27 protein-coding genes are annotated in these 25778 nt (G+C 64.7%); 20 read left to right on the top strand and 7 right to left on the bottom strand.

Annotation, left to right across the window (positions count from 1 at the left end; genetic code table 11):
- Positions 1 to 35: 35 nt before the first annotated feature.
- The 6 genes from proC to J2X11_RS13985 all read left to right on the top strand — a co-directional run bounded on the left by proC (position 36) and on the right by J2X11_RS13985 (position 4926).
- Positions 36 to 839: a pyrroline-5-carboxylate reductase gene (proC, locus tag J2X11_RS14010; protein WP_309972102.1), complete on the top strand. Its 804-nt coding sequence runs from the start codon at positions 36 to 38 to the stop codon at positions 837 to 839.
- 79 nt (positions 840 to 918) lie between these two features.
- Positions 919 to 2094: an acetoin utilization protein AcuC gene (locus J2X11_RS14005; protein WP_309972100.1), complete on the top strand. Its 1176-nt coding sequence runs from the start codon at positions 919 to 921 to the stop codon at positions 2092 to 2094.
- A 171-nt stretch (positions 2095 to 2265) separates the two neighbouring features.
- Positions 2266 to 2451, top strand: coding sequence for a helix-turn-helix domain-containing protein (locus J2X11_RS14000; RefSeq protein ID WP_309972099.1), 186 nt, complete (start codon positions 2266 to 2268; stop codon positions 2449 to 2451).
- Between the two features lie 175 nt (positions 2452 to 2626).
- The gene (locus tag J2X11_RS13995) at positions 2627 to 2728 is read left to right on the top strand and encodes a 30S ribosomal protein bS22 (RefSeq protein ID WP_019143756.1); all 102 of its coding nucleotides are present in this window, start codon (positions 2627 to 2629) and stop codon (positions 2726 to 2728) included.
- 3 nt (positions 2729 to 2731) lie between these two features.
- Positions 2732 to 3706, top strand: coding sequence for an NAD-dependent epimerase/dehydratase family protein (locus tag J2X11_RS13990; RefSeq protein WP_309972092.1), 975 nt, complete (start codon positions 2732 to 2734; stop codon positions 3704 to 3706).
- Entirely contained in the window at positions 3703 to 4926 is a 1224-nt protein-coding gene (locus J2X11_RS13985) for a lysophospholipid acyltransferase family protein (RefSeq protein ID WP_309972090.1), read from the top strand. Before J2X11_RS13990 ends, J2X11_RS13985 begins: the two co-directional genes overlap by 4 nt.
- Positions 4927 to 4996: 70 nt before the next feature.
- Here the strand turns inward: J2X11_RS13985 and J2X11_RS13980 are convergent, their stop codons facing one another.
- The 3 genes from J2X11_RS13980 to J2X11_RS13970 all read right to left on the bottom strand — a co-directional run bounded on the left by J2X11_RS13980 (position 4997) and on the right by J2X11_RS13970 (position 7749).
- The gene (locus J2X11_RS13980; RefSeq protein ID WP_309972088.1) at positions 4997 to 6031 is read right to left on the bottom strand and encodes a DUF5667 domain-containing protein; all 1035 of its coding nucleotides are present in this window, start codon (positions 6029 to 6031) and stop codon (positions 4997 to 4999) included.
- Positions 6032 to 6116: 85 nt separating this feature from the next.
- The gene (locus tag J2X11_RS13975; protein WP_309972086.1) at positions 6117 to 6824 is read right to left on the bottom strand and encodes a sigma-70 family RNA polymerase sigma factor; all 708 of its coding nucleotides are present in this window, start codon (positions 6822 to 6824) and stop codon (positions 6117 to 6119) included.
- A 52-nt stretch (positions 6825 to 6876) separates the two neighbouring features.
- Positions 6877 to 7749, bottom strand: coding sequence for an HAD family hydrolase (locus tag J2X11_RS13970; RefSeq protein WP_309972084.1), 873 nt, complete (start codon positions 7747 to 7749; stop codon positions 6877 to 6879).
- 52 nt (positions 7750 to 7801) lie between these two features.
- On the opposite strand from J2X11_RS13970, the gene J2X11_RS13965 reads away from it, so the two are divergent.
- The 8 genes from J2X11_RS13965 (at position 7802) to hemB (ending at position 15957) form a co-directional block, all read left to right on the top strand.
- Positions 7802 to 9382 carry a class I adenylate-forming enzyme family protein gene (locus J2X11_RS13965; protein ID WP_309972082.1) on the top strand — a complete coding sequence of 527 codons (1581 nt, stop codon included), beginning with the start codon at positions 7802 to 7804 and terminating at the stop codon, positions 9380 to 9382.
- Positions 9379 to 9642 carry a glutaredoxin family protein gene (locus tag J2X11_RS13960; protein ID WP_309972080.1) on the top strand — a complete coding sequence of 88 codons (264 nt, stop codon included), beginning with the start codon at positions 9379 to 9381 and terminating at the stop codon, positions 9640 to 9642. Before J2X11_RS13965 ends, J2X11_RS13960 begins: the two co-directional genes overlap by 4 nt.
- Positions 9643 to 9696: 54 nt before the next feature.
- The gene (locus tag J2X11_RS13955) at positions 9697 to 10236 is read left to right on the top strand and encodes a DUF4333 domain-containing protein (protein ID WP_309972078.1); all 540 of its coding nucleotides are present in this window, start codon (positions 9697 to 9699) and stop codon (positions 10234 to 10236) included.
- Between the two features lie 204 nt (positions 10237 to 10440).
- The gene (locus tag J2X11_RS13950) at positions 10441 to 11115 is read left to right on the top strand and encodes a redox-sensing transcriptional repressor Rex (RefSeq protein WP_309972075.1); all 675 of its coding nucleotides are present in this window, start codon (positions 10441 to 10443) and stop codon (positions 11113 to 11115) included.
- Positions 11112 to 12401, top strand: coding sequence for a glutamyl-tRNA reductase (locus J2X11_RS13945; protein ID WP_309972073.1), 1290 nt, complete (start codon positions 11112 to 11114; stop codon positions 12399 to 12401). The genes J2X11_RS13950 and J2X11_RS13945 overlap by 4 nt, the downstream gene beginning before the upstream one ends.
- Positions 12398 to 13336 (top strand): hydroxymethylbilane synthase, encoded by a 939-nt coding sequence (gene hemC, locus J2X11_RS13940; RefSeq protein ID WP_309972071.1) that lies wholly within the window; start codon positions 12398 to 12400, stop codon positions 13334 to 13336. Before J2X11_RS13945 ends, hemC begins: the two co-directional genes overlap by 4 nt.
- A 14-nt stretch (positions 13337 to 13350) precedes the next feature.
- Complete coding sequence (locus tag J2X11_RS13935; protein WP_463675077.1) at positions 13351 to 14976, top strand: bifunctional uroporphyrinogen-III C-methyltransferase/uroporphyrinogen-III synthase; 1626 nt, start codon at positions 13351 to 13353, stop codon at positions 14974 to 14976.
- A gap of 3 nt (positions 14977 to 14979) precedes the next feature.
- The gene (hemB, locus tag J2X11_RS13930; protein WP_309972069.1) at positions 14980 to 15957 is read left to right on the top strand and encodes a porphobilinogen synthase; all 978 of its coding nucleotides are present in this window, start codon (positions 14980 to 14982) and stop codon (positions 15955 to 15957) included.
- 67 nt (positions 15958 to 16024) lie between these two features.
- Here hemB and J2X11_RS13925 read toward each other — a convergent pair whose 3' ends face one another.
- The 3 genes from J2X11_RS13925 to J2X11_RS13915 all read right to left on the bottom strand — a co-directional run bounded on the left by J2X11_RS13925 (position 16025) and on the right by J2X11_RS13915 (position 19554).
- A complete protein-coding gene (locus tag J2X11_RS13925; RefSeq protein WP_309972067.1) occupies positions 16025 to 16993 on the bottom strand; it encodes an NAD(P)H-dependent flavin oxidoreductase in 969 nt (322 codons plus the stop codon).
- 78 nt (positions 16994 to 17071) lie between these two features.
- Positions 17072 to 18244: an HNH endonuclease signature motif containing protein gene (locus tag J2X11_RS13920; RefSeq protein WP_309972065.1), complete on the bottom strand. Its 1173-nt coding sequence runs from the start codon at positions 18242 to 18244 to the stop codon at positions 17072 to 17074.
- Positions 18245 to 18381: 137 nt separating this feature from the next.
- Complete coding sequence (locus tag J2X11_RS13915; protein WP_309972063.1) at positions 18382 to 19554, bottom strand: lytic transglycosylase domain-containing protein; 1173 nt, start codon at positions 19552 to 19554, stop codon at positions 18382 to 18384.
- Between the two features lie 166 nt (positions 19555 to 19720).
- Here J2X11_RS13915 and hemL point away from each other — a divergent pair, with 166 nt between their 5' ends.
- Genes hemL through ccsB form a run of 6 tightly spaced genes read left to right on the top strand, consistent with a single transcriptional unit; the run spans position 19721 to position 25490 of the window.
- The gene (gene hemL / locus J2X11_RS13910) at positions 19721 to 21037 is read left to right on the top strand and encodes a glutamate-1-semialdehyde 2,1-aminomutase (protein ID WP_309972061.1); all 1317 of its coding nucleotides are present in this window, start codon (positions 19721 to 19723) and stop codon (positions 21035 to 21037) included.
- Entirely contained in the window at positions 21037 to 21687 is a 651-nt protein-coding gene (locus J2X11_RS13905) for a histidine phosphatase family protein (protein ID WP_309972059.1), read from the top strand. Before hemL ends, J2X11_RS13905 begins: the two co-directional genes overlap by 1 nt.
- Positions 21684 to 22259 carry a TlpA family protein disulfide reductase gene (locus tag J2X11_RS13900; RefSeq protein WP_309972057.1) on the top strand — a complete coding sequence of 192 codons (576 nt, stop codon included), beginning with the start codon at positions 21684 to 21686 and terminating at the stop codon, positions 22257 to 22259. Before J2X11_RS13905 ends, J2X11_RS13900 begins: the two co-directional genes overlap by 4 nt.
- Positions 22256 to 23002, top strand: coding sequence for a cytochrome c biogenesis CcdA family protein (locus J2X11_RS13895; RefSeq protein ID WP_309972055.1), 747 nt, complete (start codon positions 22256 to 22258; stop codon positions 23000 to 23002). Before J2X11_RS13900 ends, J2X11_RS13895 begins: the two co-directional genes overlap by 4 nt.
- Entirely contained in the window at positions 22999 to 24558 is a 1560-nt protein-coding gene (gene resB / locus J2X11_RS13890) for a cytochrome c biogenesis protein ResB (RefSeq protein ID WP_309972053.1), read from the top strand. Before J2X11_RS13895 ends, resB begins: the two co-directional genes overlap by 4 nt.
- Positions 24555 to 25490 carry a c-type cytochrome biogenesis protein CcsB gene (gene ccsB, locus J2X11_RS13885; protein WP_309972051.1) on the top strand — a complete coding sequence of 312 codons (936 nt, stop codon included), beginning with the start codon at positions 24555 to 24557 and terminating at the stop codon, positions 25488 to 25490. The genes resB and ccsB overlap by 4 nt, the downstream gene beginning before the upstream one ends.
- A 1-nt stretch (position 25491) precedes the next feature.
- Here the strand turns inward: ccsB and J2X11_RS13880 are convergent, their stop codons facing one another.
- On the bottom strand, positions 25492 to 25764 hold the full coding sequence (locus J2X11_RS13880) for a PLDc N-terminal domain-containing protein (protein ID WP_309972049.1): 273 nt from the start codon (positions 25762 to 25764) through the stop codon (positions 25492 to 25494).
- Positions 25765 to 25778 lie beyond the last annotated feature (14 nt).

Below are 25778 nucleotides of genomic sequence, written 5' to 3'. Positions count from 1 at the left end.
GAACCTGGTGTGACCGTCACCACTAGGGTGAAAGCATGAGTCAGCGCATCGCGATCCTCGGCGCAGGCGTGATGGGCGAGACGCTCCTCGCCGCGATCCTGGGCCAGGGCCACCCCGTCGGCGATCTCGTGATCAGCGAGAAGCGCGATGAGCGGGCAGCCGAGCTCCGGGAGACATACGGCGTCGAGGTCACTGGCAACGCTGAGGCTGTCACCGGCGCCGACACGATCCTGATCGTGGTCAAGCCGCAGGACGTACCGTCGCTGCTCACCGAGATCGCGGCCAACGTCGACGCATCGTCGACAGTTGTGTCGCTTGCAGCCGGAATCTTGATCGAAACCATCGAGGCGGCCCTTCCGGCCGGTGTCGCCGTCGTACGAGCGATGCCCAACACTCCTGCGCTTGTCGGCGAAGGGATGTTCGGCATCTCGCCGGGCGCCTCCTGCTCCGACGGCCAACTCGTGGCAGTCTCTGCTCTCCTGGAGTCCGGCGGCAAGGTCGTGGTCGTCGACGAGTCACAGCAGGACGCCGTCACCGCGGTGTCCGGATCCGGTCCGGCGTACGTCTTCTATCTCGCCGAGGCGATGATCGCGGGCGGTATCGATGCAGGACTCGACGAGGCAACCGCCCGTACGTTGGCCGCCCAGACGCTCGTCGGCGCCGCGAAGCTGCTTGCCGAGTCCGACGAGACGGCCGATGAGCTGCGTCGTCGAGTCACGTCACCCAACGGCACCACAGCAGCCGCGATCGCGACCTTCGACGACAACGGCGTCAAGGACGCGCTCATCGCCGGCGTCAAGGCTGCGGCAGCACGTTCGGCGGAGCTGTCCAAGCCGTGAGCGAGCGCAGCGAGCGAACCGCGAACACTGGATTCACGCCGTGGCCTCCGTACCGTGCCTTTCCAACGGGGGTTGCGGCGTGAGCGAGAAGGCAGTTCTCGTCTTTGACGAGACGATGACGAGCTACAACTTCGGCCCGTCCCACCCGATGGCGCCCGTACGCATTGATCTGACGATCAGCCTGGCGAGGGAGCTCGGCATCCTCGACGAGATGGATGTCATCGGTGCCGACGCGGCGACCGAGGATGACCTCAATCGGATCCACTCGGCCGAGTACATCGAGAAGGTCCACAAACTCAGCGACAACCCAACCCATGGCGATGCGTCAATTGGCCTCGGCACGGCAGACAACCCGGTCTTCGCGCAGATGCATGAAGCGAGCTCGCTCGCGGCCGGAGCGAGTGTTGAGGCGGCTCGCCGAGTCTGGACCGGGCAGGCCCCGCGATCAGTCAACATCGCCGGCGGGCTTCACCACGCCATGCGCGACCACGCGAGTGGGTTCTGCATCTACAACGACGTGGCTCTCGCAATCCGTTGGCTGCTCGACAACGGTGCGGAGCGCGTCGCGTACGTGGATGTCGACGCTCACCACGGTGACGGCGTACAGGCGATGTTCTACGACGATCCGCGCGTGCTCACGATCTCGATCCACGAAGGACCGCAGACGCTGTTCCCCGGGACTGGCTATGCGACGGAGACTGGCGGCGAAGGCGCCGAGGGTTCGGCCGTCAACGTGGCGCTTCCACCGGGCACCTCGGACGCTGGCTGGCTGCGCGCCTTCCACGCCGTGGTCCCGCCGATCGTGCGTGAGTTCAACCCCGACATCCTGGTGACGCAGCATGGCTGCGACTCACACATGGACGATCCGCTGACCAATCTGATGCTGACAGTCGATGGTCAGCGCTCCTCCTACCTCGCTTTGCGCGATTTGGCCGAAGAGGTCTGCGGAGGCAAATGGGTGGCGACCGGCGGTGGTGGGTACGCCGTCATGGACGTGGTGCCGCGAGCTTGGGCGCACCTGTTGGCGATAGTTGCTGGAACGCCAGTCAATCCTGAATCTGCGACTCCTGACGAGTGGCGAGCACGCATTGCCCAGCTGCGCGGCAGCGCAGCACCCCTCACGATGTCGGACGGCCGCACGGTCGGTTATCGCTCGTGGGAGGAAGGTTACGACCCTGCGAGCTGGCTGGACCGCTCCATTCAGGCCACCAGGACAGCCGCGTTCCCGCTCATTGGCCTTGATCCGCAACCCTGAATAGGGCCAAATCGGGTGACGTTCCCCACCTGAAGCGATTTTGGTGAACTACTGTCACGCAGGCCTCATTTGCCACTAGTCTCAACGCAAGCACGCGCGCTGTTTCTCCGGTGGGGAAGCCGGAGAGCGCGCGTGCCCTCAGACAAGTTCCCCCAGACAGTAGGTGGAGAGATGGCATCCGGCCAGACGTACATGACGGTGGCAGAGGTCGCCACGCAGATGCGCGTGTCCAAGATGACCGTCTACCGCCTCGTTCACTCCGGTGAGCTCGAGGCCGTACGCGTCGGTCGCTCCTTCCGCGTCCCAGAGACTGCGGTCGAGGAGTTCCTTTCCAAGTCCTACTTCCAGGCTGGCTGAGCCTTCTTTCACTGAGTCCGCTCTCACACCGGTCGGCCGAAATCGGGACGTCCAGTGCCGTGTAGGCTGTGATTCAGCCAAAAGCGGCAATTGAGACGTTGCCGTCAGGCTCGGCAAACCATCTTTTGTGCACATAGCCACCACTGCGTGGCCAACAGGAATTGAGTAGTGACCCGTGGGTTCAGTCATCAAGAAGCGTCGCAAGCGGATGTCGAAGAAGAAGCACCGCAAGATGCTCAAGCGCACCCGAGTGCAGCGCCGCCGTCTGGGCAAGTAACTCATGGGCAGGGTCGTCCTCGTCACGGGAGTCGCGAGCAATTTCGCGTCGCAATTCGCCCTGCGCGTTGCCGGCCTCAAAGGCGTCGACAAAGTCGTCGGCATCGACACGATCCTGCCTACTGGTCATCTCGAGGGAGTCAAGTTCGTCCGGGCTGACATCCGCACCCCTGTGGTCGGCAAAGTCATCGCGGTCGAAGAGGTCGACACTGTCGTGCACCTCGACGTCGGCCCACCAACCGGCCGCCGAGCAGGCGCAGCCAAAGAGCTCAACGTCATCGGCACGATGCAGCTGCTGGCTGCCTGCCAGCGTGCCGCGGGCGTCAAGAAGCTCGTGCTCGGATCGTCGACTGCGGTCTATGGCACCTCACCGCGCGATCCGGCGATGTTCACCGAGTCGCTGCTCGCCCGTGACGGTGTACGTACCGGCTTCCCCAAGGACATCGTCGAGGTTGAGTCGTACGTACGCGGGTTCGCCCGTCGCCGTCCCGAGGTCATCATCACGACCCTGCGCGGCGCCCAGCTGCTGCACCCAGATCTCGACACCCCGCTACGCAACTACTTCGACAACCCGGTCTTGCCGACGGCGCTCGGCTACGACCCGCGTCTGCAGTTCCTCCACGTCGACGACGCCATGAACGTACTCACCGAGTCGGTGATTCACGACCGCCCCGGCACGTTCAACGTTGCCGGCGACGGCGTCGTGATGCTGAGCCAGGCAGCCCGTCGACTCGGCAAGCCGGTCATTCCGTTGCCGTCGTTCGGTTTCGCTGCCGGCGCCCGCCGCGTGCTCAAGGCGATGGGCTCTGACTTGTCGCCCGACCTGCATCGCCTGCTCATGTACGGACGCGTTGTCGACACCACGGCTTTGCGTGACATCTTTGGCTACGACCTCAAATGGACGTCGGAGCAGGCGTTCGAGGAATACCGCCGTACGTCCCGACCCGGCATTCTCTCCTCGATTGGGGGCCGCTCATGAGCGAAGACAAGCTGAAGGGCATTGGTACGACCGGTGAAGCCGGGCGAGGCAGCAGCGCGAAGTCGCCCTCGAGCGCTGCTCGCGCTCTTGCGGGGGACAAGCCTCCCGCCAAGAAGCCCGTCCAGAAGGCCAAGCCTGTCGAGCCTGCCGCCAAAAAGGCCCCGGCCAAGAAGGCACCAGCGAAGAAGGCTCCGGCCAAGAAGGCGCCTGCGAGCGAGAAGCCTCGCCTCCGTGCCGTGACCGACGAGGACGCCGCGAAGGCAGCAGCGGACGCAGCTGAAGAAGCAGCGCGCAGGACACGTACGGCTGGCGCGGCCCCACTGTCAGCAGGCATCCCGCTTGACGAGATCTTCGTCGCGATCATCCAGGCCGCTCAGCGCGTGCTTGGTTCTGACTGGGAGTCGCGTATCGCGACCCTGTTGGCGACGATCCGTACCCGACTCGACGGCAACTACGAAATCGACGAGTTCGGCTTCGACCCGCAGATCACTGAAGTCTTCGCGGCTGCGATCGAGCCGCTGGCCGAGAAGTGGTTCAGGCTCGAGGTCCGCGGCATCGAGAACATCCCCGAGGAGGGTGGCGCACTCCTGGTGGCCAACCACTCGGGAACGATCCCGCTCGACGGTCTGATCACGGGCTATGCCGTCAAGAAGTACGCAGGACGCAACCTGCGCCCCCTGGGCGCTGACCTGGTCTTCTCACTGCCGTTCGTGGGTCAGGTGGCCCGCAAGGTCGGCGCGACCCTCGCGTGCGCCGACGATGCTGAGCGGCTGTTGACCACTGGCGAGCTCGCTGGTGTGTGGCCCGAGGGCTTCAAGGGCATCGGCAAGCCGTACGCCGATCGCTACAAGCTCCAGCGCTTCGGTCGTGGTGGCTTCGTCTCGTCAGCCATGCGTGCTCAGGTGCCGATCGTCCCGGTGTCGATCGTTGGCGCCGAGGAGATCTACCCGTTGGTTGGCAACGTGCCGTCGCTCGCGCGACTGCTCGGGCTGCCGTACCTCCCGATCACGCCGTTCTTCCCACTGCTCGGCCCGTTGGGTCTGATCCCTCTGCCGAGCAAGTGGATCATCGAGTTCGGCGAGCCGATCCGTACAGACGCGTACGAGCCTGAAGCGGCCGACGACCCGATGCTGCTGTTCAACGTCACGGACCAGGTCCGAGAGACGATCCAGCAGACGCTCTACAACTTGCTCGTAGACCGCGGCAACGCGTTCTTCTGAGGTCGAGCGAACCGCGGCGAAGCCGCTAGGAACGTCGAAACCTTGATGAGTTAACCCGCCAAGGCGACGGTCAGTTGTTGCCGAGCAGGCCGTTGAGGAGACCCGGTACGAGTCCCTCGTCGCCGAGCAGACCATCGATCAGCGGGTCCGTGACCGGCGCGAGGCTGATCGGCGGAACGGTGACCGTAGGTGTGGGCAGCACGGGTGCCGGAGTCGAGCCGGTCGAACCGGATGTGCTCGGTGTCGTGGTGGACTTGGAGTCCGACTTCTTGGCCGTCGACGCTTCCCGCAGGTCGTCAGCCGAAGCACTCTGAGTCAGCGCGGTGACGGCGTTGACCAAGGACTGGGCATCAGCCGATGCGCATGTCGAGCACAGTGTCGAAGCCTGAACAGCAAGATCGCTGACCGTCTTGGCAGCCGAGGCGAACGAGTCTTCGGCGCTTTCGGGTACGAGCGTCGACAGCGTCGCGAGCTCAGTGGCTGCGGCGGCGGCGAAGTCGTTGACCTTCTGGATCGACTTGGTCTTGCCGTTGCTGTCGAACTCGTCGAACAGCGAGTTGGAGCCAGTCTCGGCCTGGCTGCTGAAGTCATCGAGGGTCGACGCGATCAGCGAGTCGGTGCGCGAGGACGGGTTGTCGCTCAGCTGGCGAGCTTCGGCGAGGCGTTCAGACGCCTGGGCGAGCATGAACGCACCGCGCGAGCCGTCGTCCTGGTGAAGTGCGAGTTGTACGGACTCGACGCTGCGCTTGACGGAGTAGAGCATCTCGCCAGGAACGGCGGAAGCGCTGGTGGAGACAAGGCCGACGACGCCAGCAGAGGCGAGAGCGGCTGCGGTGAGACCGGCGATGCGACGGCGTACGGGGCGCTGTGTCGTGGCAGCGGCGATGGTGCGGGGCGTCGACTTGACTGGCAGGAGGGCCGTCTGGGCCTCTGTCATCAGAGCCGAGCGAAGGGACAGGCGGAACTCCGGGGTCGGCTCGGCAACGGCAGCTTCGCACAGGGTCTCGGCGAACCGGACCAACTCGGCGATCTGCTCGTCACGGGGCGCACGTCCGCTCCAGGCCTCATTAAAGGACTGGGCGTCGTCTGCTCGACGGCCGATCATGAAGGGTTCCTCCCGATGATTAGTTCAACACTCATATCAACGACCTTGGAGGCCTCGAAGTTACGGATCGTCACCGTGAATCGGCTCATCGGACATCCTCCGAGACTGTTTTGGCGAGACTGCGAACCGCACGCAGCTGAAGCTGCTTCACAGCGCCTTCGCTGCGGCCAAGTGCGGCGGCGGTCTGAGCGATCGAAAGGCCCTGAATGAAACGCATCAGGACGCAGTCGCGCTGTTCGTTGGGCAGCGAGTTGACCGCCTCGAACAGCATCTCGTTGGAGATGAGCGACAGGACTTCTTGTTCGGGGCTTGCCACGACCGTCTTGCCCTCGGGGATGGTCTCCGAAACGATCTCGAGGCGGGCGCGGCTCGACTTGAAGTGGTCGGCCACCAGGTTGCGAGCGATCGTCGTCAGCCAGGCACCAAAGTCCTTTCCCTGCCAGTTGAAGCGCTGGATCGCGCGGAGTCCGCGTACGAATGTCTCGCTGGTCAGGTCTTCGGCAAGCTGCTGCGAGCTGACGCGGTAGTAGATGAAGCGGAAGACGCCAGACACGTAGTGGTCGTAGAGCTGGCCATAGGCCTCGGAGTCACCCTCTTTGGCGAGGTCGACGAGTGCGCGCAGACGAGACGCTTCGGGATCGAAGCCTTCATCGTCGGGACCGGGGCCGGAGCCGGTGGAGGGCGCGTATGCGGGGGAGTCGGCGACCGTCAGAGCGATCGCGAGCTGCCTGTTGTCGAGACCCATGAGGGCATACGACAACGCATCGCGCAGCGCAGTCGTTGAAAAACTCACAGGCCCTCCCTGATCAGAGGGAGTCTAGCCCGTATTGGGGTTCATGTCAGGATTACTGTTTTTTCTGGCGCCGCAGCAATTTGAGGGTTCCGCCGGCCGCTCCAGCGGCGAGCGCGGTCTTTGCGCCTGCGACGGCCACTTTGCGGCCTGTTCGGTAGTCGCGAATGCGCCATCCGTTGGCCTTGGCGTGCGCCCTGAGCGTCTTGTCGGGGTTGACCGCGCACGGGTGTCCGACCATCGACAGCATCGGCAAATCATTGCTGGAGTCGGAGTACGCGTAGCAGTCGTCGAGCACCAGTCCGTCGCGTCCGACGATCTCGCGTACGGCAACAGCTTTGCCCTCGCCGTGGAGCATCTCGCCTACCAGCTCACCGGTGTAGACGCCGTCGATGTGTTCGGCGACGGTTCCGAGGGCACCGGTCAGGCCGAGGCGCCGCGCAATCGTGTTGGCGATCTCTACGGGCGCTGCGGTCACGAGCCACACGTTCTGGCCGCGATCGAGATGCCACTGCGCTAGGGCGCGCGTACCGGGCCAGATCTTGTGGGCCATGTTCTCGTCGAAGATCTCCTCGCCGACCTCTTCGAGTTCCTCAACCGTGTGGCCCTTGATGAAGGCCAGCCCGGACGCTCGCGCCTTGGCGATGTGTTCGGGATCCTCGACGCCAGCGAAGCGGAAGTAGAACTGCTGCCAAGCCGCTTTGGCGATGTCTTTGGTCGTGAAGAACTTGCGTCGATGCAGTCCCTTGGCGAGGTGGAAGATCGAGGCGCCCTGCATGATCGTGTTGTCGACGTCGAAGAATGCTGCAGCCGTCGTATCGGGTGCGGTGCTCAGCGCGTCTTCCATCTCTGAATCGGACGCGCCGGCCTGTCCGGCAAGCAGCGATCGCGACTTGAGGTTGCGCGGCTGATCAGGGTCCTTGGACATGCAACCGACAGTAATGGGTATGTGACATATGGGGCTGTGGTTGACTCGATGCGTGACTGTCAATGTCAGCGATTACCTGCGTGAGGCCGCGGTGCGCGACCCCGACGGTGTTGCGCTGGTCGAAAACCGAGCGGATCGCCGGCAGCTCACCTGGAAGCAGTTCGACGAGGCCGCCGATGCGGTGGCGCGTGGACTCTCCGGGCGCGGCTTGAGGGCCGGCCAACGAGTCGCTCTCGTGATGGCCAACCGCATCGACCTGCCGATTGCCTATTACGGAATCTTGCGGGGCGGCATGGTCGCCGTTCCAATCAATCCACGCTCCACGACCGGCGAGATCGGCCGTATGCTCGCCGATTCGCTCAGCAAGGTCGTGCTCTGCGACGAAGCCGGTGTGGCGCAGGTACGCGAGGCGGTCACTCAGGAGATCGCCGTCATCGTCGATGGCACTGAGGCGCAGGGTGACGAGACGTCTTTCTCAAGCTTCCTGGCTGATGCCACCGGAACCGATCCCGCAGCGCCTCCGGACCCTGAAGCCCTGGCGGTTGTGCTCTACACATCGGGTACGAGCGGCAAGCCCCGCGGAGCGATGCTGAGCCACCGCGCGCTGATCGCCAACATCGAGCAGGTCGCGGCGCTCGAGCCGCCGGCCGTGACGCCTGAGGACGTATGTCTCGGGCTGCTGCCGATGTTCCACATCTACGGGCTCAACTGCGTTCTCGGTCAGGCCGTGAAGCAGGGTGCGTCTGTCGTTCTGGTCGACGGGTTCGACCCGGGTGGGCTGCTCGACCAGATCAAGGCCGAGGGCGTCACCAACCTTCCGCTCGCCCCGCCCGTTGTTGCGGCGTGGGCCGGTCGTGACGACCTCCGCGACAAGCTGGCTGGCGTCAATCTGATCCTCTCGGGCGCATCGACGCTCGATCCGGAGCTCGCCGACTCGTTCTTCTCCTCATCCGGCAAGCACATCGAGCAGGGCTACGGACTCACCGAGACCGCTCCGGTCATTGCGGTCACCATGGGTGCGCGGCGTGCCGAGGATGGCGGTCCGCGCGGTGGCTCTGTCGGTCGTCCGCTGCCGGGCATCGACGTACGCATCGTCGAGGCGAGCGGTGAAGATGCGTCGCCAGGCGATCCCGCGGAGATCTGGGTCAGCGGCGACAACTTGTTCAACGGCTACTGGCCCGACGGCATCGACGGTCCCCGCGAGGACGGTTGGTATCCCACCGGCGACGTCGGATATCTGGACGAAGCTGGCGACCTGACACTGGTTGATCGTCTGCGCGAGCTTGTCATCGTCTCCGGGTTCAATGTCTATCCGTTCGAGGTCGAGGACGTCATCTCCGAGGTCAACGGCGTAGCCCAGGTTGCAGTCGTCGGCTTGCCCGATGAGGAGACCGGCGAAGCCGTCGTGGCATTCGTCGTCGCCGAGTCCGGCGCGGGCGATGAAGCACTGCTGCGCGAGTCGGTCGAAGCCCATTGCCGTACGCGCCTCGCCCGCTTCAAGCAGCCGCGTCGGATCGTCGTGGTCAAGGGTCTGCCTCAGTCGGCCACCGGCAAGGTCGCCAAGGGTCGGCTGCGCGCTCTCGCCCGTAGCGAGACCCTCGGCCTCGAAACACTCGGTACTCAAAAACAGTGAGCTCACCAGCCCACGCCGACGACGCCCGCGTCGTCGTCTACGCCCGCGTCGACTGCCACCTCTGCGAGGTGGCCGAACAGTTGGTCGCCGAGATCTGCGCGGACACGGGGGACACCTGGGTGCGGGTCGAGATCGACGGCGAACCCGATCTGGTCGAGCGGTTCACCGAGCAGGTGCCTGTGACGTTCGTCGACGGCAAGCAACACGACTTCTGGCGAGTCGACGAGCGCCGCCTCCGAGGGGCACTGAGTCATCGCTGATCCAGTTTCTGCGTTCCGTATGTGAGCGGATCGGGTCCCCACCATGATCAGCGCATGACAAAATCGATCCCCACGCTTGGCTTGTTCACCTCGAGGCGAATGATCGCGGGTGTTCTCCTAGCCTTTGTGACCTTCGCGGCAGCTGGCTGCGGCGCCTCCACCATTGATCCGGACTCGATCACGAAGCAGATTGTGAAGGCTCAGCAAGAACTGGTTCCCGACCTCAAGGTCGACGGTGCGAAGTGCCCGGCCGACATCGAGGCCACGAAGGGCGCGACGTTCGAGTGCACGGTCAACGTGGACGGTGTGAAGGCGCCGTATGACGTGACCGTCACCAAGATCGAAGGTGACGATGTTGTATTCGACTTCGAGCCCGCCAAGGCGATCATCTCTGTCGCGGAGACCGTCAAGTTCGCGGAGGACACAGCGGCCAAGAGTGACATGGTGGGTGCAGAGGTCGACTGTGGCGACGCCGCAATCATCGTCCAGGACGCCGGCACAACCTTCCCTTGCACGCTGACACTCGGTGACGAGCAGCAAGATTTTGAGATCGAGATCGTGGACACCAAAGGCACGATCAAGATCAAGGAGTAGCGGAGCGACTGAGGGCGCCTGGGACGAATCCCTAGGCGCCCTCAGCATGCTCAACTGATGACCTGAAGCGCCACCGGATTTGTGTCTATTGCGTCTCACCGGATCGCTCGATTTTGAGAACACGTTCACAAACTCTTAAACTAGGTCGGCGCAGCGTGCCAGTCCCAATTGGGATAATCCCCGGCCGCGCAGCGCAGGAGCACCGTGACGATACTTCGCAACAGGCCTTCGGCCGGTTCACCAGAGCGTGGCATCCCCGACGCCACCGTGGCCCGGCTACCGGTCTATTTGCGCGCCCTCAACGCTCTCACCGAGCAGGGCATCGGTACGTGTTCGTCCAATGATCTCGCCGCACAGGCCGGCGTGAACCCCGCCAAGCTGCGCAAGGATCTCTCGCACCTGGGCTCCTACGGCACCCGTGGAGTCGGCTACGACGTCGAATACCTCCGCTACCAAATCGCTCTCGAGATCGGCCAGAACCAGGACTGGGACGTCGTCATCGTCGGCGTCGGCAACCTGGGCTCGGCGCTCTCGGCCTACCAGGGCTTCAGCACCCGCGGCATCCGCGTCGCTGCCCTGGTCGACAGCAACCCCGAACGCGTCGGTACGACTATCTCCGGCATCGAAGTCTCCGCGATGGCTGACCTCAAGAAGGTTGTCGCCGAGCGCGAGATCTCGATCGGCATCATCGCGACCCCAGGCGAAGCCGCCCAGGAAGTCGCCGATCGCCTGGTCGAGGCCGGCATCACCAGCATCCTCAACTTCGCGCCTGCCCTCGTGCAGGTCCCGGACAACGTGGACGTACGCAAGGTCGACCTGTCGATCGAGCTCCAGATCCTCGCCTATCACGAGCAGCGCAAGGCGGGTGAAGCGTCATGAGTGTTTTGGTTGTTGGCATGAGCCACAAGTCGGCTCCTCTCGAAGTGCTCGAGAAGGTCGCGCTGGACCCGACTGCGTCGATCAAGCTGTCGCAGCTTGTCCTCGAGACGCCCTTCGTCACTGAGTCCGTTGTCGTGTCGACGTGCAACCGCGTCGAGATCTACGTCGAGGCCGAGCGATTCCACGGCGCCGTTGAAGAGGTGTCCCGCCTGCTTGCGGAGCACGCCGATCTCGGCCGCGACGAGTTCGTGCGCCACGTCTACGTCCACTTCGACGAGGCAGCTGTCGCTCATATCTTCGGCGTTGCAGCCGGTATGGACTCGATGATCCTTGGTGAGAGCCAGATCCTCGGTCAGGTACGCGACGCGCTGCTCACGGCGCAGACCGAGTCGACTGTCGGCCCGGCGCTCAACGCGCTGTTCCAGCAGGCCCTTCGCATCGGCAAGCGTGGTCACGCCGAGACCGGTATCGACCGCCTCGCGCCGTCGATCGTCACGGCCTCGTTCGCCGCTGCCGGTGACATCGTCGATGCCCGCGACACTCGCTTCCTCATCGCAGGCGCTGGCACGATGGCCAAGCTCGCCGTTCGCACGCTGGTCGATCGTGGTGTCGACGCTGATCAGATCGCGGTGGCCAACCGCACGTACGAACGCGCGCAGGATCTCTCCATTGAGTCGGGCGTCCGCGCTGTCCGCTGGGAAGACTTGGACGACGAGCTCGCGGCCGCCGACGTATTGATCAGCTGCACTGGAGCCAACGGCGTCGTTTTCGATCGCCCACGCATCGAGGCTGCTGGTCGCCCGCAGGTGCTGATCGACCTCGCACTGCCGCGCGACATCGATGGTGGCGTCCGCGACATTGACGGCGTCTCGTTGATCGATCTCGTGGTGCTGTCGAAACTGACCGAGAACGCCGAGCTCGCTGCCGACGTGAAGCAGGTGCGCTCGATCGTCGAAGACGAGGTGCGTACGTTCCTCGTCGCCAAGGCTGCCTCTCAGGTCACGCCGACCGTTGTCGCGCTGCGCACGATGGCCACTGACGTTGTCGACGCAGAAGTGGCCCGCATCGAGGCGCGCCTCCCCAACCTCACCGCAGACGAGCTTGCGTCCGTACGCCAGGCGCTTCGCCGTGTTGCCGACAAGCTGATCCACACGCCGACCGTTCGCGTGCAGCAGCTCGTCGATGGCACCGGCAGCCTCACGTACGCCGAGGCGCTCGCTGATCTTTTCGCCCTCGACCAGGCTGCGGTTGACGCCGTGACGCGCGTCGGAGGTGAGCAGGCATGACCACCGTCAAGCTCGGCACCCGCGCCTCCACACTCGCGATGACGCAGTCCACCACGATCGCCGACTGGCTTCGCAGCAAGCACGGCGTCGAGGTCGAACTCGTTCAGATCTCCACCGAGGGGGACCGCAGCACCGAGCCGCTCGCCGGTATGGGTGGCCAGGGCGTGTTCGTTGCTGCCCTGCGCGAAGCGCTGATCAGCGGTCAGATTGACGTCGCCGTCCATTCGCTCAAGGACCTGCCAACAGCGCAGGACGAGCGCCTGGTCATTGCAGCAATCCCGTCACGCGTCGATCCGCGCGATTGCCTCGTTGCTCGTGACGGCATGACGCTCGGCGAGCTGCCGCAGGGTGCGCGCGTCGGCACCGGCTCGCCGCGTCGTGAAGCGCAGCTCAACGCACTCGGCCTCGGTGTCGAGGTCGTACCGATCCGCGGCAACGTCGACACTCGCCTGGCCAAGGTGGCATCCGGCGACTACGACGCCGTACTCCTTGCTCGTGCCGGTCTGCTGCGGCTGGGCCGCGCCGACGAGGCAACTGAGCTCATTGATCCCCTTCAGATGCTTCCTGCCCCCGGGCAGGGCGCTCTGGCCTGTGAATGCCGCGCCGACGATGTCGCGACGATTCACCTCCTTGACGGTCTCGACGACATTGACACCAGAGTCGCCGTGACCGCCGAACGCAGCCTGCTTGCCGCACTTGAGGCAGGTTGCAGCGCACCAGTCGGGGCTCTCGCGGAAGTCGCCTCTGGCGACGACGGCGACGAGCTGTGGCTCCGTGCGGTGGTCGGAGATCTTTCCGGCTCGCCCACCATCCGACTGTCCGCGACCGGCTTGCCTTCCGAAGCCGCCGCGGTTGGTGAACGTCTTGCTGCCGAGATGCTCGCCGAAGGTGCCGACACTCTCGTGGCCGTCGCCTCACCAACCCCAGGCAGATAGAGAAAAGGAACACCGTGACAATCACCAATGCGATGCCAGCACCGTCGACGCCGAGTCCCGGCTCACGCAAGGCCCCACGCGGCCATGTGAGCTTTGTGGGCGCGGGGCCAGGCGATGCCAGCCTGCTGACGGTGCGTGCTGCTGAACTGCTCGCCCAGGCTGATGTCGTCATCACGGAACTGCCCGAGCAGGAAATCCTCGTCACCAACGGCGCCGAGATCATCGACGGCGGAGTAGGGGAGGACGGCGAGCAGCTGACACACGCAGCGCGCGCCCGCCTCGTCGTACGCCACGCCAAGACCGGCGCCAATGTTGTTCGGCTCATTTCTGGCGACCCGTTCACGTACGCCACCGGGCCCGAAGAGGCTTCGGCCTGCACCAAGGCCGGTATCGGCTTCGAGATCGTCCCGGGTATCTCCTCGGTCTCGGCCGTCCCCGCGTACGCCGGTGTGCCACTCACCAACCGCACGCACCGCGAATACTCCGTGGTCAGCGTCGGCGACTCGAACGTCCACTGGGGGGACCACGCCGGTCAGCAGACGCTCGTGCTGCTCTCGGCCGTAGCCCGCATCGGCGAGGCCGCTCGCGGACTCATCGAGGCCGGTCGCTCGCCCGAGACGCCCGTTGCCATGACTCGCGTCGGCACGACGACCGAGCAGACCACGGTTGTGTCGACGCTCGCTGACATCGCCGCGGACGCCAAGGCTGCCGGTATGACCGCTCCGGCGATCACCGTTGTCGGCGAGGTCGTCACGATGCGCGAGGCGCTGTCGTGGTTCGAGACCAAGCCGCTGTACGGCTGGCGCATCCTGGTGCCCCGCACCAAGGAGCAGTCCGCTGGACTCGCGACTCGCCTGCGCGGCTACGGCGCGATCTCGGAAGAGGTCCCCACGATCTCGGTCGAGCCGCCCCGCAACCCGCAGCAGATGGACAAGGCCGTTCGCGGTCTCGTCGAGGGTCGCTACGAGTGGATCGCGTTCACCAGCGTCAACGCCGTCAAGGCCGTCCGCGAGAAGTTCGAGGAGTATGGGCTTGACGCTCGTGCGTTCTCGGGTCTCAAGGTTGCTGCCGTCGGCGACAAGACCGCTGAAGCCATCGCCACCTGGGGCATCCGCGCTGACCTCGTCCCCACGGGCGAGCAGTCGGCTCGCGGTCTCCTCGAGGACTGGCCTCCGTACGACGACCTGCTCGACCCGATCAACCGGGTGTTCCTGCCTCGCGCAGACATCGCCACGGAGACTTTGGTCGCCGGCCTGATCGATCTGGGCTGGGAAGTCGACGACGTCACGGCCTACCGCACCGTCCGGGCAGCGCCGCCGCCGGCGCCGGTCCGCGAGGCGATCAAGACCGGCAAGTTCGACGCTGTGATGTTCACGTCGTCGTCCACGGTCCGCAACCTCGTGGGCATCGCTGGCAAGCCGCACACGTCGACGATCATCGCGTGCATCGGTCCGGCCACGGCCAAGACCGCCGAGGAGCACGGCCTGCGGGTCGATGTCCTCGCGGAGTCGCCGTCGGTCGACGTACTCGCTGATGCGCTCGCCGAGTTCGGTGCCGCTCGTCGTCTGGCGTTCCTGGACGCTGGCGAGCCGGTCACCAAGCCGTCGCAGCGTCGTCCCTCGACACGGCGCAAGGCCTGACCTATGTCTTTCCCCGCTGACCGTCCTCGTCGCCTGCGCCAGTCGCCGGCGATGAGGCGGTTGGTGGCGGAGACACACGTCGAGCCGTCGCAGCTGGTGCTGCCGCTGTTCGTGGCCGAAGGGCTCAGCGAGCCCCGGCCGATCGCGAGTATGCCGGGCGTTGTCCAGCACACCCGCGAGACTGCCCGCAAGGCGTACTCCGAGGCCGCTTCCCTGGGACTCGGCGGCGTGATGTTGTTCGGTATTCCGGAGCACAAGGACGCCGTTGGGTCAGGTTCGCTTGATCCGAACGGCATCCTCAATGTCGCTCTCGCCGATGCTCGAGCGGAGGTCGGTGACGAGCTCGTCATCATGTCTGACCTCTGTCTCGACGAGTTCACCGATCACGGTCACTGTGGTGTGCTCGACTCCAGCGGTCGCGTCGACAATGACGCAACGCTTGAGATCTACGCGCAGATGGGTGTCATCCAGGCTGCTTCCGGCGCTCATGTGGTCGGTCCCAGCGGGATGATGGACGGCCAGGTTGCTGCCGTGCGTGAGGCGCTCGACGCTGCCGGTCACTCCGACACCGTGATCCTCGCGTATGCCGCGAAGTACGCCTCGGCGTTCTACGGTCCCTTCCGCGAGGCTGTCGATTCGTCGCTGCAGGGCGATCGCAAGACGTACCAGCAGGATCCCGCCAACGGCCGCGAAGCCGTACGCGAAGCGCTCCTCGATGTCGCCGAGGGTGCCGACATCGTCATGGTGAAGCCGGCCCTGTCGTACCTCGATCTGATCGCGGACGTACGTGCCGCTGTCGTTGTACCCGTCGCCGCCTACAACGTCTCCGGCGAGCTCGCGATGGTTGAAGCCGCAGCCGCCAATGGCTGGATCGATCGTGAACGTGCGATCGACGAAGTGCTGCTGTCGATCCGCCGCGCCGGCGCCGACATCGTGCTGACCTACTGGGCAGCCGAAGTAGCCGCCCGCCTCAACCGCTGAGCCTGCGGCGCGCGCAGCCAACCAAGCCTGCAAACTCCTTTCAGAACACTGTCTTGGGTGCGGGCAATCAGGGTGTGAGATCGCGAACGAGTTCGGCGGCGGGACGAACGTCGTGGATTCTCGCCACCGTCTCGCCAGCGTAGAGCGGGCTTTTCTCGAGTGCTCTCGCTGGAAAGGTGTCGCTTGGTGTCTGCGCCGTGAGTGCGAGAGGACTGCTGCTTCCCGAGTGCAACGTATGAATGGAAAACCGCGCCGGAAGGCGCATCACAAGCGGGGTGACGACGGCGTGAAGCCTGCGAATACTGCTCGGACCCAGCGAGTTGTCATGAAGCCACCTACGTGTTGCCGCGTTCGGCAGGACTCGGTGAGGTGCGTGCGGCCAACCTAGTCCAAAGAGCTCCGTAAGAATGGTTTCGGAACCTTCGACCACGCGGCGCTGATACTCCGTCGAGATCGGACACTCGTCGCTTGCGAGAAAACGTGTACCCAACGCCGTTGCCGTCGCTCCGGCCGCCAGTGCCCGGCGAACATCGTCAGCGTCGGCGATGCCTCCAGCGAGGAAGATTTCGGAATCAGGCGGAATCGCGGCACGTACTAGCCCCAGCAATTCAAGCGCCGGTACCTTCCCGCGCACATGACCGCCCGCCTCGACACCTTGCACGACAATGCCGTCCGCTCCCGCCGCGATCGCGGCTTGGGCTTCGTCGACCGAGCCAACCGTGTGCAGCCAGGGCTTGTCCACACGGCGCTGTGGCACTGATTCCCAATGTGTGACGACGAGATCTGCATCGTTCGCGACCTGCCAGTGGCGCTGCGTCGCCTGTGGAACGGTCAAGTTGATGGAAATCGGTCGTGATGTGAGTGACCGCGCTTTCATCAGTTCGTCACGCAGCGACGCCACAGGAAGCCAGCCGATCGTCCCAAGGCCACCTGCTTCGGAGACGACCGCGGCAAGTTCGCCAGCGGGAAGTCCTCCCATACCTGCCTGAACCACCGGCGATACAACACCCAGTCGTTCTAGGAGTTTGGACGTCATGGTTGTGACGCTACTCGGGATAGCAGGTGCGTGTTGTTCTTCGAGGCGATGGGGTCGGCAAGGCTTTTGTGTTCACCCTCAGGCGGCGAAGGCGATGCGCGTCAGTCGGTGCATGAGATCCAGGCCGGGGCGCGCTCCGGAGTGGTCGCGCATGGTGAAGTCGGTTGGTTCGGCTATGTGGTGGGTTTTGATGTTGTGGTGCCTTCGGCAGAGTGCCCGGAGGTTGGTGCCGTTGGTCGGACCGTCAGGTCTGGGAATCTCGTGGTCGAGGTCTGACTCCATCGACGGTCTGGAGCAGGTCGCGAATCTGCAGGTGCCGTCTCGAGCTTGGATCGATGTGCGGAGTGCATCTGAGGGGAATGGTCTGGGTTCGGTGGTGTCGAGGATCCGTCCGAGTGGGTCGGTGAGGATCCGGAACCACAGGGTGCCGGGCTGCTGGGTCATCTCGCGGACCATCTGGGCGGGGAGCGCGAATGATCCGTCGAAGGATTCGCCTGGCAGGTCGTCGAGGCCGGTGAGTGAGGTGACGGGGACGGTGACGCCGATGACTGCTCGGGAGCTGCTGGTCTGGCCCTCAGCAACCCCACGCAACTGGTCGATGAACAGGTCAGCCCGACGCTGGTCGAGGGTCCGGTCATCGGACGTCGCTTTGGCACGCTCGGTGAGCATGGCGTCGATCAGGAGTGCGTCAGGTGTCGGGATGTAGGCGGTGAGGAAGGACATGCCGTCGTCCTGGTGGTTGACCCATATCGACCGCTTGGACTGTTCTTCTTTCGCAGTCGCATCGCTGGTCTCCCAGGTGGCGACGAACCGGTTGAGCTTGGCCTTCAACTGAGCTGTGGTGTGGGTGGCGGCGTAGTCACCGATCGTCCCGTCCAGATGGATGAGGTTCTCCTGCGTCGTCAGCTTCGCAGTGGCGGAGGCGATCAGGCTGACCCGGAAGGCGTCGATGCGGCCTTGGCCGTAGGCGGTCCAGGTCAGTGGCATCAGGTTGCGGATGCGTCGGGAGTCAGCAAGACGAACCTGCACGGTTCGGGTCGGCTGATGCAACGCCACTCCGAGTTCGTCCGCCGCGAAGCTGATCTCCATGTCACGCACCCGCGGGTCCTCGTGGCGTTCGGCCTCGATCCTGCGAACGTCCACAAACTGGAGCATGTCGGCGGCGGTTTCGGCTTCCAACTTTGCACGCACGACCTCTCGCGCGGCGATCCTGTCGAGGATCTCCTGCCCGGCGTCGATTGCTGTGCTCATACGTCAAAACTAGTCGCCACCACTGACAGTCGATTCAGCCGGAATCTGCTCTGTGGACAGCGAATTTCGACGATCAGCTGTGGACTCCAGACAAAGCGAAAGGCCCTCCCGAAGGAGGGCCTTTCGTCGTGTTCAGATCAGCTGAGCAAGCCGGTGATGCACTTGGTGAGCTTGGCCAGGTCGAGCGTCGAAAGACCGCTTGCGAGGCACTGGGCCTTGGCCTGAGCCCAGGTCAGTGTGGAGCCGCCGCCGCCGGAGCTGCCGGAGGTGCTGCCGCCGCCAAGGTCTCCGAGGATGCCGCCTACGAGACCGCTGAGGCCGTCGCTGGTTGTGCCGCCCCCGGTGCCGCCGTCAGTACCGCCATCGGTACCACCGTCAGTGCCGCCGTCAGTGCCGCCATCGGTGCCGCCGTCGGTTCCCTTGGGGGGCTTGTTGGCGTTGTTCTCAGCCCTCTTGGCCTTCTTGCGCTGAGCCTCGGTGAGGGTCTGGTCGTTGCTCTGGCTGGTCAGGACCGACGCAGTCGAGAAGTCGTTCGGCGTCTGCGTGAACTCACCGGCCGCGTAAGCCGCCGAGACCTGGAGGACCAGGTCGACGTACGACTGCGAGTGGTTGTAGCGACGAACCGCAGCGGCAGCGCCCTGCTCCGTGGAGAGGTTGCCGGGACCGGCGCAGAGGTAGATGCCGGCCGACGTTGCAGCGTCATCGATGTCCTGGGGGTTCTTCATGCCGTCGTTGTCGGAGTCGACCGCGACGGACTTCCAGGTGCTGGGGATGAACTGCAGCGGACCAACAGCGCGGTCGTAGACCGAGTTCTTGTCGATGGCGCCGTTGTCGGTGTCGGCGACCTTGGCGCGGCCGTCGTTGCCGTCGAGCGGGACACCGTAGATGCCTGGCTTGGCGATGCCGTCAGCGCTCAGCGAGTTGCCGTCACTGCGTCCGTGGTTGCTCTCGACGCGGCCGATGGCTGCGACGAGGTTCCACGGAAGGTTGCAGGAACCGTCAGCGCTGCCGAGCAGAGTCTCGGCGCGACGGTAGGCGTAGAGGGCCGCAGACGGAATGCCGTTGGTCGACAGCGTCGCGACGGTGCCGTTGAGGCCGGCGCGGGGATCGATGCCGCCGGGCGTCTCCTGGACGCTGGCCGGCTGATCGAAAGCGGTCGACGGAACGTCAGGAACGGCTCCGCCGCCACTGCCATCCGAGGCCGTTGCAAAGGTTGAGTTGGTCAGCGCAGCTCCCCATGCGCCAACCAGTACTGCCATCGGTACCAAGGCACTGGCCTTCTGCCACCGAGTGAGCTTGCGTGCTCCCATGTGTTCTTGCCCTCCAACGTACATACATCGAGTAACTGGATGTTACAGCGATTGTGGACCGTCGTGGAAATAGTCCAGATATGAGAACAACGAGGCCCACGGTGCATTGTTACGCGGAGATGACGCCGCCGACCCGTGTGAAGAGGCCGCTTGGGACAATGGTGAGGTGACCCCGACACCGGCCTCCCAGAAGCTGTTCGATCGCGCCCTCGCCGTGTCGCCGGGTGGCGTCAACTCACCGGTGCGAGCGTTCCGTGCCGTCGGCGGCACACCGATCTTCATGAAGTCGGGCTCAGGAGCCTGGCTGACTGACGTCGACGGGAAGACCTACGTCGACCTGGTCGGCTCGTGGGGGCCCATGCTGCTCGGGCACGCGCACCCCGAGGTGCTCGCCGCGGTCGACAGCGCCGTCGCTCTTGGCACGTCATTCGGTACACCGTCTGAGCCTGAGGTCCTGCTGGCCGAGGAGATCGTCGCTCGTACGTCAGTCGACTCCGTACGACTCGTGTCGTCAGGTACCGAGGCGACCATGTCGGCCATCCGCCTCGCCCGTGGGTTCACGGGCCGCGACAAGATCGTGAAGTTTGCTGGTTGCTACCACGGCCATGTGGATGCGCTCCTTGCCGAAGCCGGCTCGGGAGTTGTCACCCTCGGCATTCCCGGTACGCCCGGAGTCCCGGCACACGTCACGGCAGACACGATCGTGCTGCCGTTCAACGACAGGGCCGCGGTTGAGGCCGCGTTTGCCGAGTACGGCGCCGAGATCGCGTGCCTCATCACCGAGGCGGCACCCGGCAACATGGGCGTCGTCCCCCCGGCTCCCGGATTCAACGCGTTCCTGTCGGAGATCTGCACTGCCAACGGCGCACTGTTCATCAGCGACGAGGTGATGACCGGATTCCGCGTCACCTCCGCCGGCCACTGGGGTGTCGACGGCAAGGTCGAGGGCTGGAGCCCCGACCTGGTCACGTTCGGCAAAGTCATGGGCGGTGGCTTCCCCGCGGCAGCATTCGGTGGTCGCGCCGACGTCATGAACTTGCTCGCACCGGTCGGTCCCGTCTATCAAGCCGGCACGCTCTCGGGCAACCCGATTGCCACCACTGCCGGGCTCGCAACGTTGAAGCTTGCGACGCCCGATTCGTACGGCCGCCTCGACGCAACATCTGCCGAGCTGCAACGCCTGGTCGGCGAAGCGCTCACTGCCGAAGGCGTCGAACACATCGTCCAGAACGCAGGAAACATGTTCAGCGTCTTCTGGGGAGTGACCGACCGGGTGGCCAACTTCGCCGATGCGCAGGAGCAGGAGGCGTGGCGCTACAAGGCGTTCTTCCACGCCATGCTCGACGCCGGCGTCTACCTCCCACCGAGCGCATTCGAGTGCTGGTTCGTCTCGGCCGCACACGATGCTGAGGCACTCTCTAGAATTGCCGAGGCGCTCCCCAGCGCCGCGCGCGCCGCCGCACGAGCCGAAAAGGACAACTGATGACCGAACGCACGATCGTGCACCTGATGCGCCACGGCGAGGTTCACAACCCCGAAGGCGTGCTCTACGGCCGCCTTCCCGAGTACTACCTCTCAGACCTCGGCCATCAGATGGCTGCTGCGGCTGCCGAGTGGTTGTCGAAGAACGAGATCGTGCACCTGGTTGCCTCTCCGCTCGAGCGCGCGCAGCAGACGGCAGAGCCCCTGGCGAAGATCCTCGACGTGCCGATCCACACCGATCCTCGCGTCATCGAGGCAGGCAACCAGTTCGAGGGCAAGACGTTCGGCGTGGGCGATGGTGCGCTTAAGCGCCCGCAGAACTGGTGGAAGCTGCGCAACCCGCTCCGTCCATCGTGGGGAGAGCCCTACAAGGAGATCGCAGCCCGTATGAAGGCTGCCGTTGACGACGCTCGCGAAGCCGCTCGCGGCCATGAAGCCGTGATCGTGTCGCACCAGCTGCCCGTCTGGACGGCCCGCCGCGCGTACGAGAAGAAGAGCTTCGTCCACGATCCGCGCAACCGTGAGTGCTCGCTCGCGAGCCTCACCAGCCTGACCTTCGATGGCGACGAGTTCGTCGGACTGACCTACGCAGAGCCGGCCGGACACCTGATCCCCGAGGCGCTGCGCAAGAAGTTCGTCGGCGGCGCGTGACCCATAGGCACCGTGTCCTTGCAGCGGTGATCGGGGCACTCGTCCTGGTCACCGGTTGCAGCGGTGCCGGCAACCGAGGGTCGACCGGTGGCTACGTCACCGCGAACGGCGCGATCACCCAGGTCGATCCCGCTGATCGTCAACTGGCGCCGATCCTCGAGGGCAAAGATCTCGACGGCAAACCGTTCACGTCCGAGGCGTTCGCGGGCAAGACGCTCGTCGTGAATGTCTGGGGTTCGTGGTGCCCGCCGTGCCGCAAGGAAGCGCCGGCGCTCAAGCTCGTCTCCGACGAGTACGCCGACAAGAACGTTCAGTTCGTCGGCATCCTCGTACGCGATGACGTGGCGTCTGCCCGAGCGTTCAACCGCAAGCACGACATCACCTACCCGAGCATCGACGACTACTCGAACCGCAACGGTCTCGGCTTTGCCTCGTCGCTTCCGGCGCAGGCAATCCCGACGACCTGGATCATCGACTCAAAGGGTCGCGTTGCAGTACGCATCGTGTCTGAGAACCTCACCGCATCGACCCTGTCCGGCTTGATCGATGACGTACAGGCTGGTGTGGCGTGACCGACTGGTTCGTCGAAACGGTCGGTTCAGGATCGTTGATCCTGGCTGTGCCCATCGCAGTGCTTGCGGGACTCGTCTCCTTCTTCTCACCGTGTGTGCTTCCGCTGCTGCCCGGCTACCTCTCTTATATGACCGGTGTTGGCGTGCAGGATCTCGACACCGCACGACGTGGCCGGATGCTGACAGGCTCGGTCCTGTTCGTGCTCGGCTTCTCCGTCATCTTCGTCGCGGGAGGCACACTGTTCGGCTCGATCGGTCTGCGATTGGCGGAACACCAGCGCACGGTCTCGATCGTGATGGGCATCGTGGTCATCGCACTCGGCTTCGTGTTCATGGGATTCATCCCGTTCATGCAGCGTGAGGTCAAGATCCACGCCGTCCCGGCTGTGGGCCTGGCCGTCGCTCCACTTCTGGGAGCGCTGTTCGCATTCGGCTGGATCCCGTGTGTCGGGCCGACGCTCGGTGCTGTGCTCGGCCTCGCCAACACCGAGGGCACCGCCGCGAGAGGCGCGTTCCTCTCTTTCACGTATTGCCTCGGCCTCGGCATCCCCTTCGTACTCGCGGCACTGGGATTCGGACGCTTCATGCGTGCGATCGCGTGGGTCAAGCAGAATCAGCGCGCCGTGAACGTCGCCGGCGGCCTCATGCTGGTTGCCGTTGGCATCCTGCTCGTCACGGGCGCGTATGACTCATTGGCCGACAGCCTTCGCAGCTCGTTCGGCACCGGGACGTCGGCAATATGAGTAGCGACGGACAGAACGCAGTCCCGGCGCTGGGCAGCCGCGAGTTCACCAGGTGGTTCTGGCGTCAGCTGACGTCGATGCGTACGGCGCTGTTCTTGTTGCTTCTCCTCGCGATCGCGGCGGTCCCCGGATCGCTGGTGCCTCAGCGAGGCGTCGACGCACGGGCGACCGAGGCGTACCTGATCGATCACCCCAAGCTCGGTCCGATCCTCGACAATCTCGGCTTCTTCAGCGTCTACACGTCGCCGTGGTTCAGCGCGGTGTACCTGCTGCTGCTCGTCTCTCTGGTCGGCTGCATCCTGCCGCGATCGTTCGTCTACCTCCGTGCCTTGCGCGCCAGGCCACCCAAGGCGCCCAAGAACTTCAGTCGGCTCCCGGCGTCGGCGTCCTTCGAGACGGAGGCTTCGATCGACGAGGTCGCGGCTGCGGCCCGCAAGGTGCTGCGTCGGGCGCGAGTCGATGTCGTCAGCGAGAAGGATTTCGTCGAGCTCAGCGCCGAGAAGGGCTTCCTCCGCGAAGCCGGCAACCTGGTCTTCCACATCAGCGTGGTTGTGGTGCTCGTCGGCGTGGCCGTGGGCACGCTGTTCGGCTATCGCGGATCGTCGATCGTGACCGAGGGTGACGGCTTCTCGAACGTCCTCACCCAGTACGACGAGTTCGGCTCCGGATCGCTCTTCAACACCGATGACCTGCCGCCGTTCTCGCTGCACCTCGATCAGTTCACTGCGAAGTTCCAGCCCCTCGGCAGCGCCCAGGCCGGAGCGCCGAGACTGTTCCGCGCCGAGGGAACGTACGGGTCCAAGCCCGGCGAGGCCGAGAAGCCGTTCGACATCACGGTCAACCACCCACTCTCGATCGATGGCACCTCCGTCTATCTCGTGGGCCAGGGCTACGCGCCGGTCATCAAGGTGACCGATGCCAAGGGCGATGTCGTGTTCGAGGACGCCGTACCGTTCCTGCCGACCGACCCGTCGTACACCTCGAACGGCGTGGTGAAGGTTCCCGGCGCAGAACCCGAGGAGCTCGGCTTCCAAGGCTTCTTCCTGCCGACGGCAATTTCCGGTGAGGACGGGATCTCGATCTCGGCCTTCCCCGGTGCTGCCAATCCGCTGCTCGGCCTCTTCGTCTGGCATGGCGATCTGGGCCTCGATGACGGACTCCCGCAGTCGGTCTACGTGCTCGACAAGACCAAGATGAAGCAATACCTGGGCCCGAACGGCAAGGGCTTCCGCATCAGCCTGAGCCAGGGTCAGGAGGCTGATCTTCCGGGTGGCGGCACGATCCAGTTCGTCGAGCTGCGCCAGTTCGTACGGTTCCAGTTCAGCTCGTCACCGTTGGTCAAGGTCCCGCTGTTCGGGATCGTGGCCGGACTGCTCGGTCTGATGATCTCGTTGTCGGTCAAGCCAAGAAGGACCTGGATTCGAGCCCGCCGGGAAGGCTCACGTACCGTTGTCGATGTTGCAGCGCTTGACCGAGTGCCCCGCGACGACCTGCCGGCTGACCTGGACGAGTTCCTCACCCGATTCAGGCACGCACTGACAGAGGAGAAGTCATGACCGTGGCGCAGCTCGCCCAGTTCTCGAACTACGCGATCGCCTCAGCGACCGGTGTTTTGGCGCTCGCCTTCGTTGCGTATGTCGCGCAGTGGAGCTTTGCTCGTGGGGTCGTACCTGACCGTGAGCTCGTCTCTGCCGGCTCTGCAGGCGCGGCTGACGCAGATCAGCCGGGCGCTGAACGCAGCAGCATGGCCGGCGGCATCGGGTTCTCGCTCACCGCTTTGGCCGCAGTCATCTTGTTCGCTGGAGTGCTCACCCGAGGTCTCGCCGCCGAGCGCGTGCCGTGGGGCAACATGTACGAATTCGGTTGCGCCGCAATTCTCGTCGCGCTGACCTCATACATCGTGCTGGTCCGCGTGTGGTCGATCGACTGGGTCGGACCAATCATCACCGGCTTCGGCACCGTCGTTCTTGGCCTGTCGATGCTCGTGTACGTACCGGCCGGACCTCTCGTCCCCGCGCTGCACTCGTACTGGCTCGTCATCCACGTCCTCGGCGCCATGATTGCCGGATCGTCGTTCCTGGTCGGCGCAGCCGCATCGGTGCTCTATCTGATCAAGGCACGCGCCGAACGCAATACTCCGGAGGACGAGCGGAGCGGCTTCCTGTGGAGCATCCCTGATTCCGCGCGTATCGATCAGATCGCATACCGGGTTCATGCCTTCGCGTTCCCGATCTGGACGTTCGCTGCGTTGATCGCCGGACCGATCTGGGCGCAGTACTCGTGGGGCCGCTACTGGGGCTGGGACCCGAAGGAGGTCTGGGCGTTCATCACCTGGGTCGTCTACGCCGGTTACCTGCACGCCCGCGCCACGGCTGGATGGAAGGGCAAGTCCGCCGCGATCGTCGCCCTGATCGGGTTCGGCTGCTTCATCTTCAACTTCGTAGGCATCAACCTGTTCGTCGCAGGTCTCCACTCGTACGCCAAGTAATTCAGAGGCCGCGCAGGTAGTCCGGATCGTCGTCTGGTCCCTTGGGGCCCGGCGGGGGAGTCCAACCGCCACCGCTGCTTGGCTTGGGCGGAGCGGCAGGCTTCAGCCGACCGAAGAACAGCCACAGGAGCGGGCCGACCGGCGCAAGCAGCAGGATCAGGAACCACAGCGGCTTGGGCAGAAACCGTACGCGGTCCGGGGGCGTCGCGATCAGGTCGAACAGGGCATAGACGAACAGCGTGATGCCGATTGCGACGATCAGTGCCTTGCCCATGCACCAACCGTACC

Origin of the sequence: Aeromicrobium panaciterrae, assembly GCF_031457275.1 — a bacterium.
GTDB classification, from domain to species: domain Bacteria; phylum Actinomycetota; class Actinomycetes; order Propionibacteriales; family Nocardioidaceae; genus Aeromicrobium; species Aeromicrobium panaciterrae_A.
This window is presented reverse-complemented; position numbering and strand designations above follow the sequence as displayed.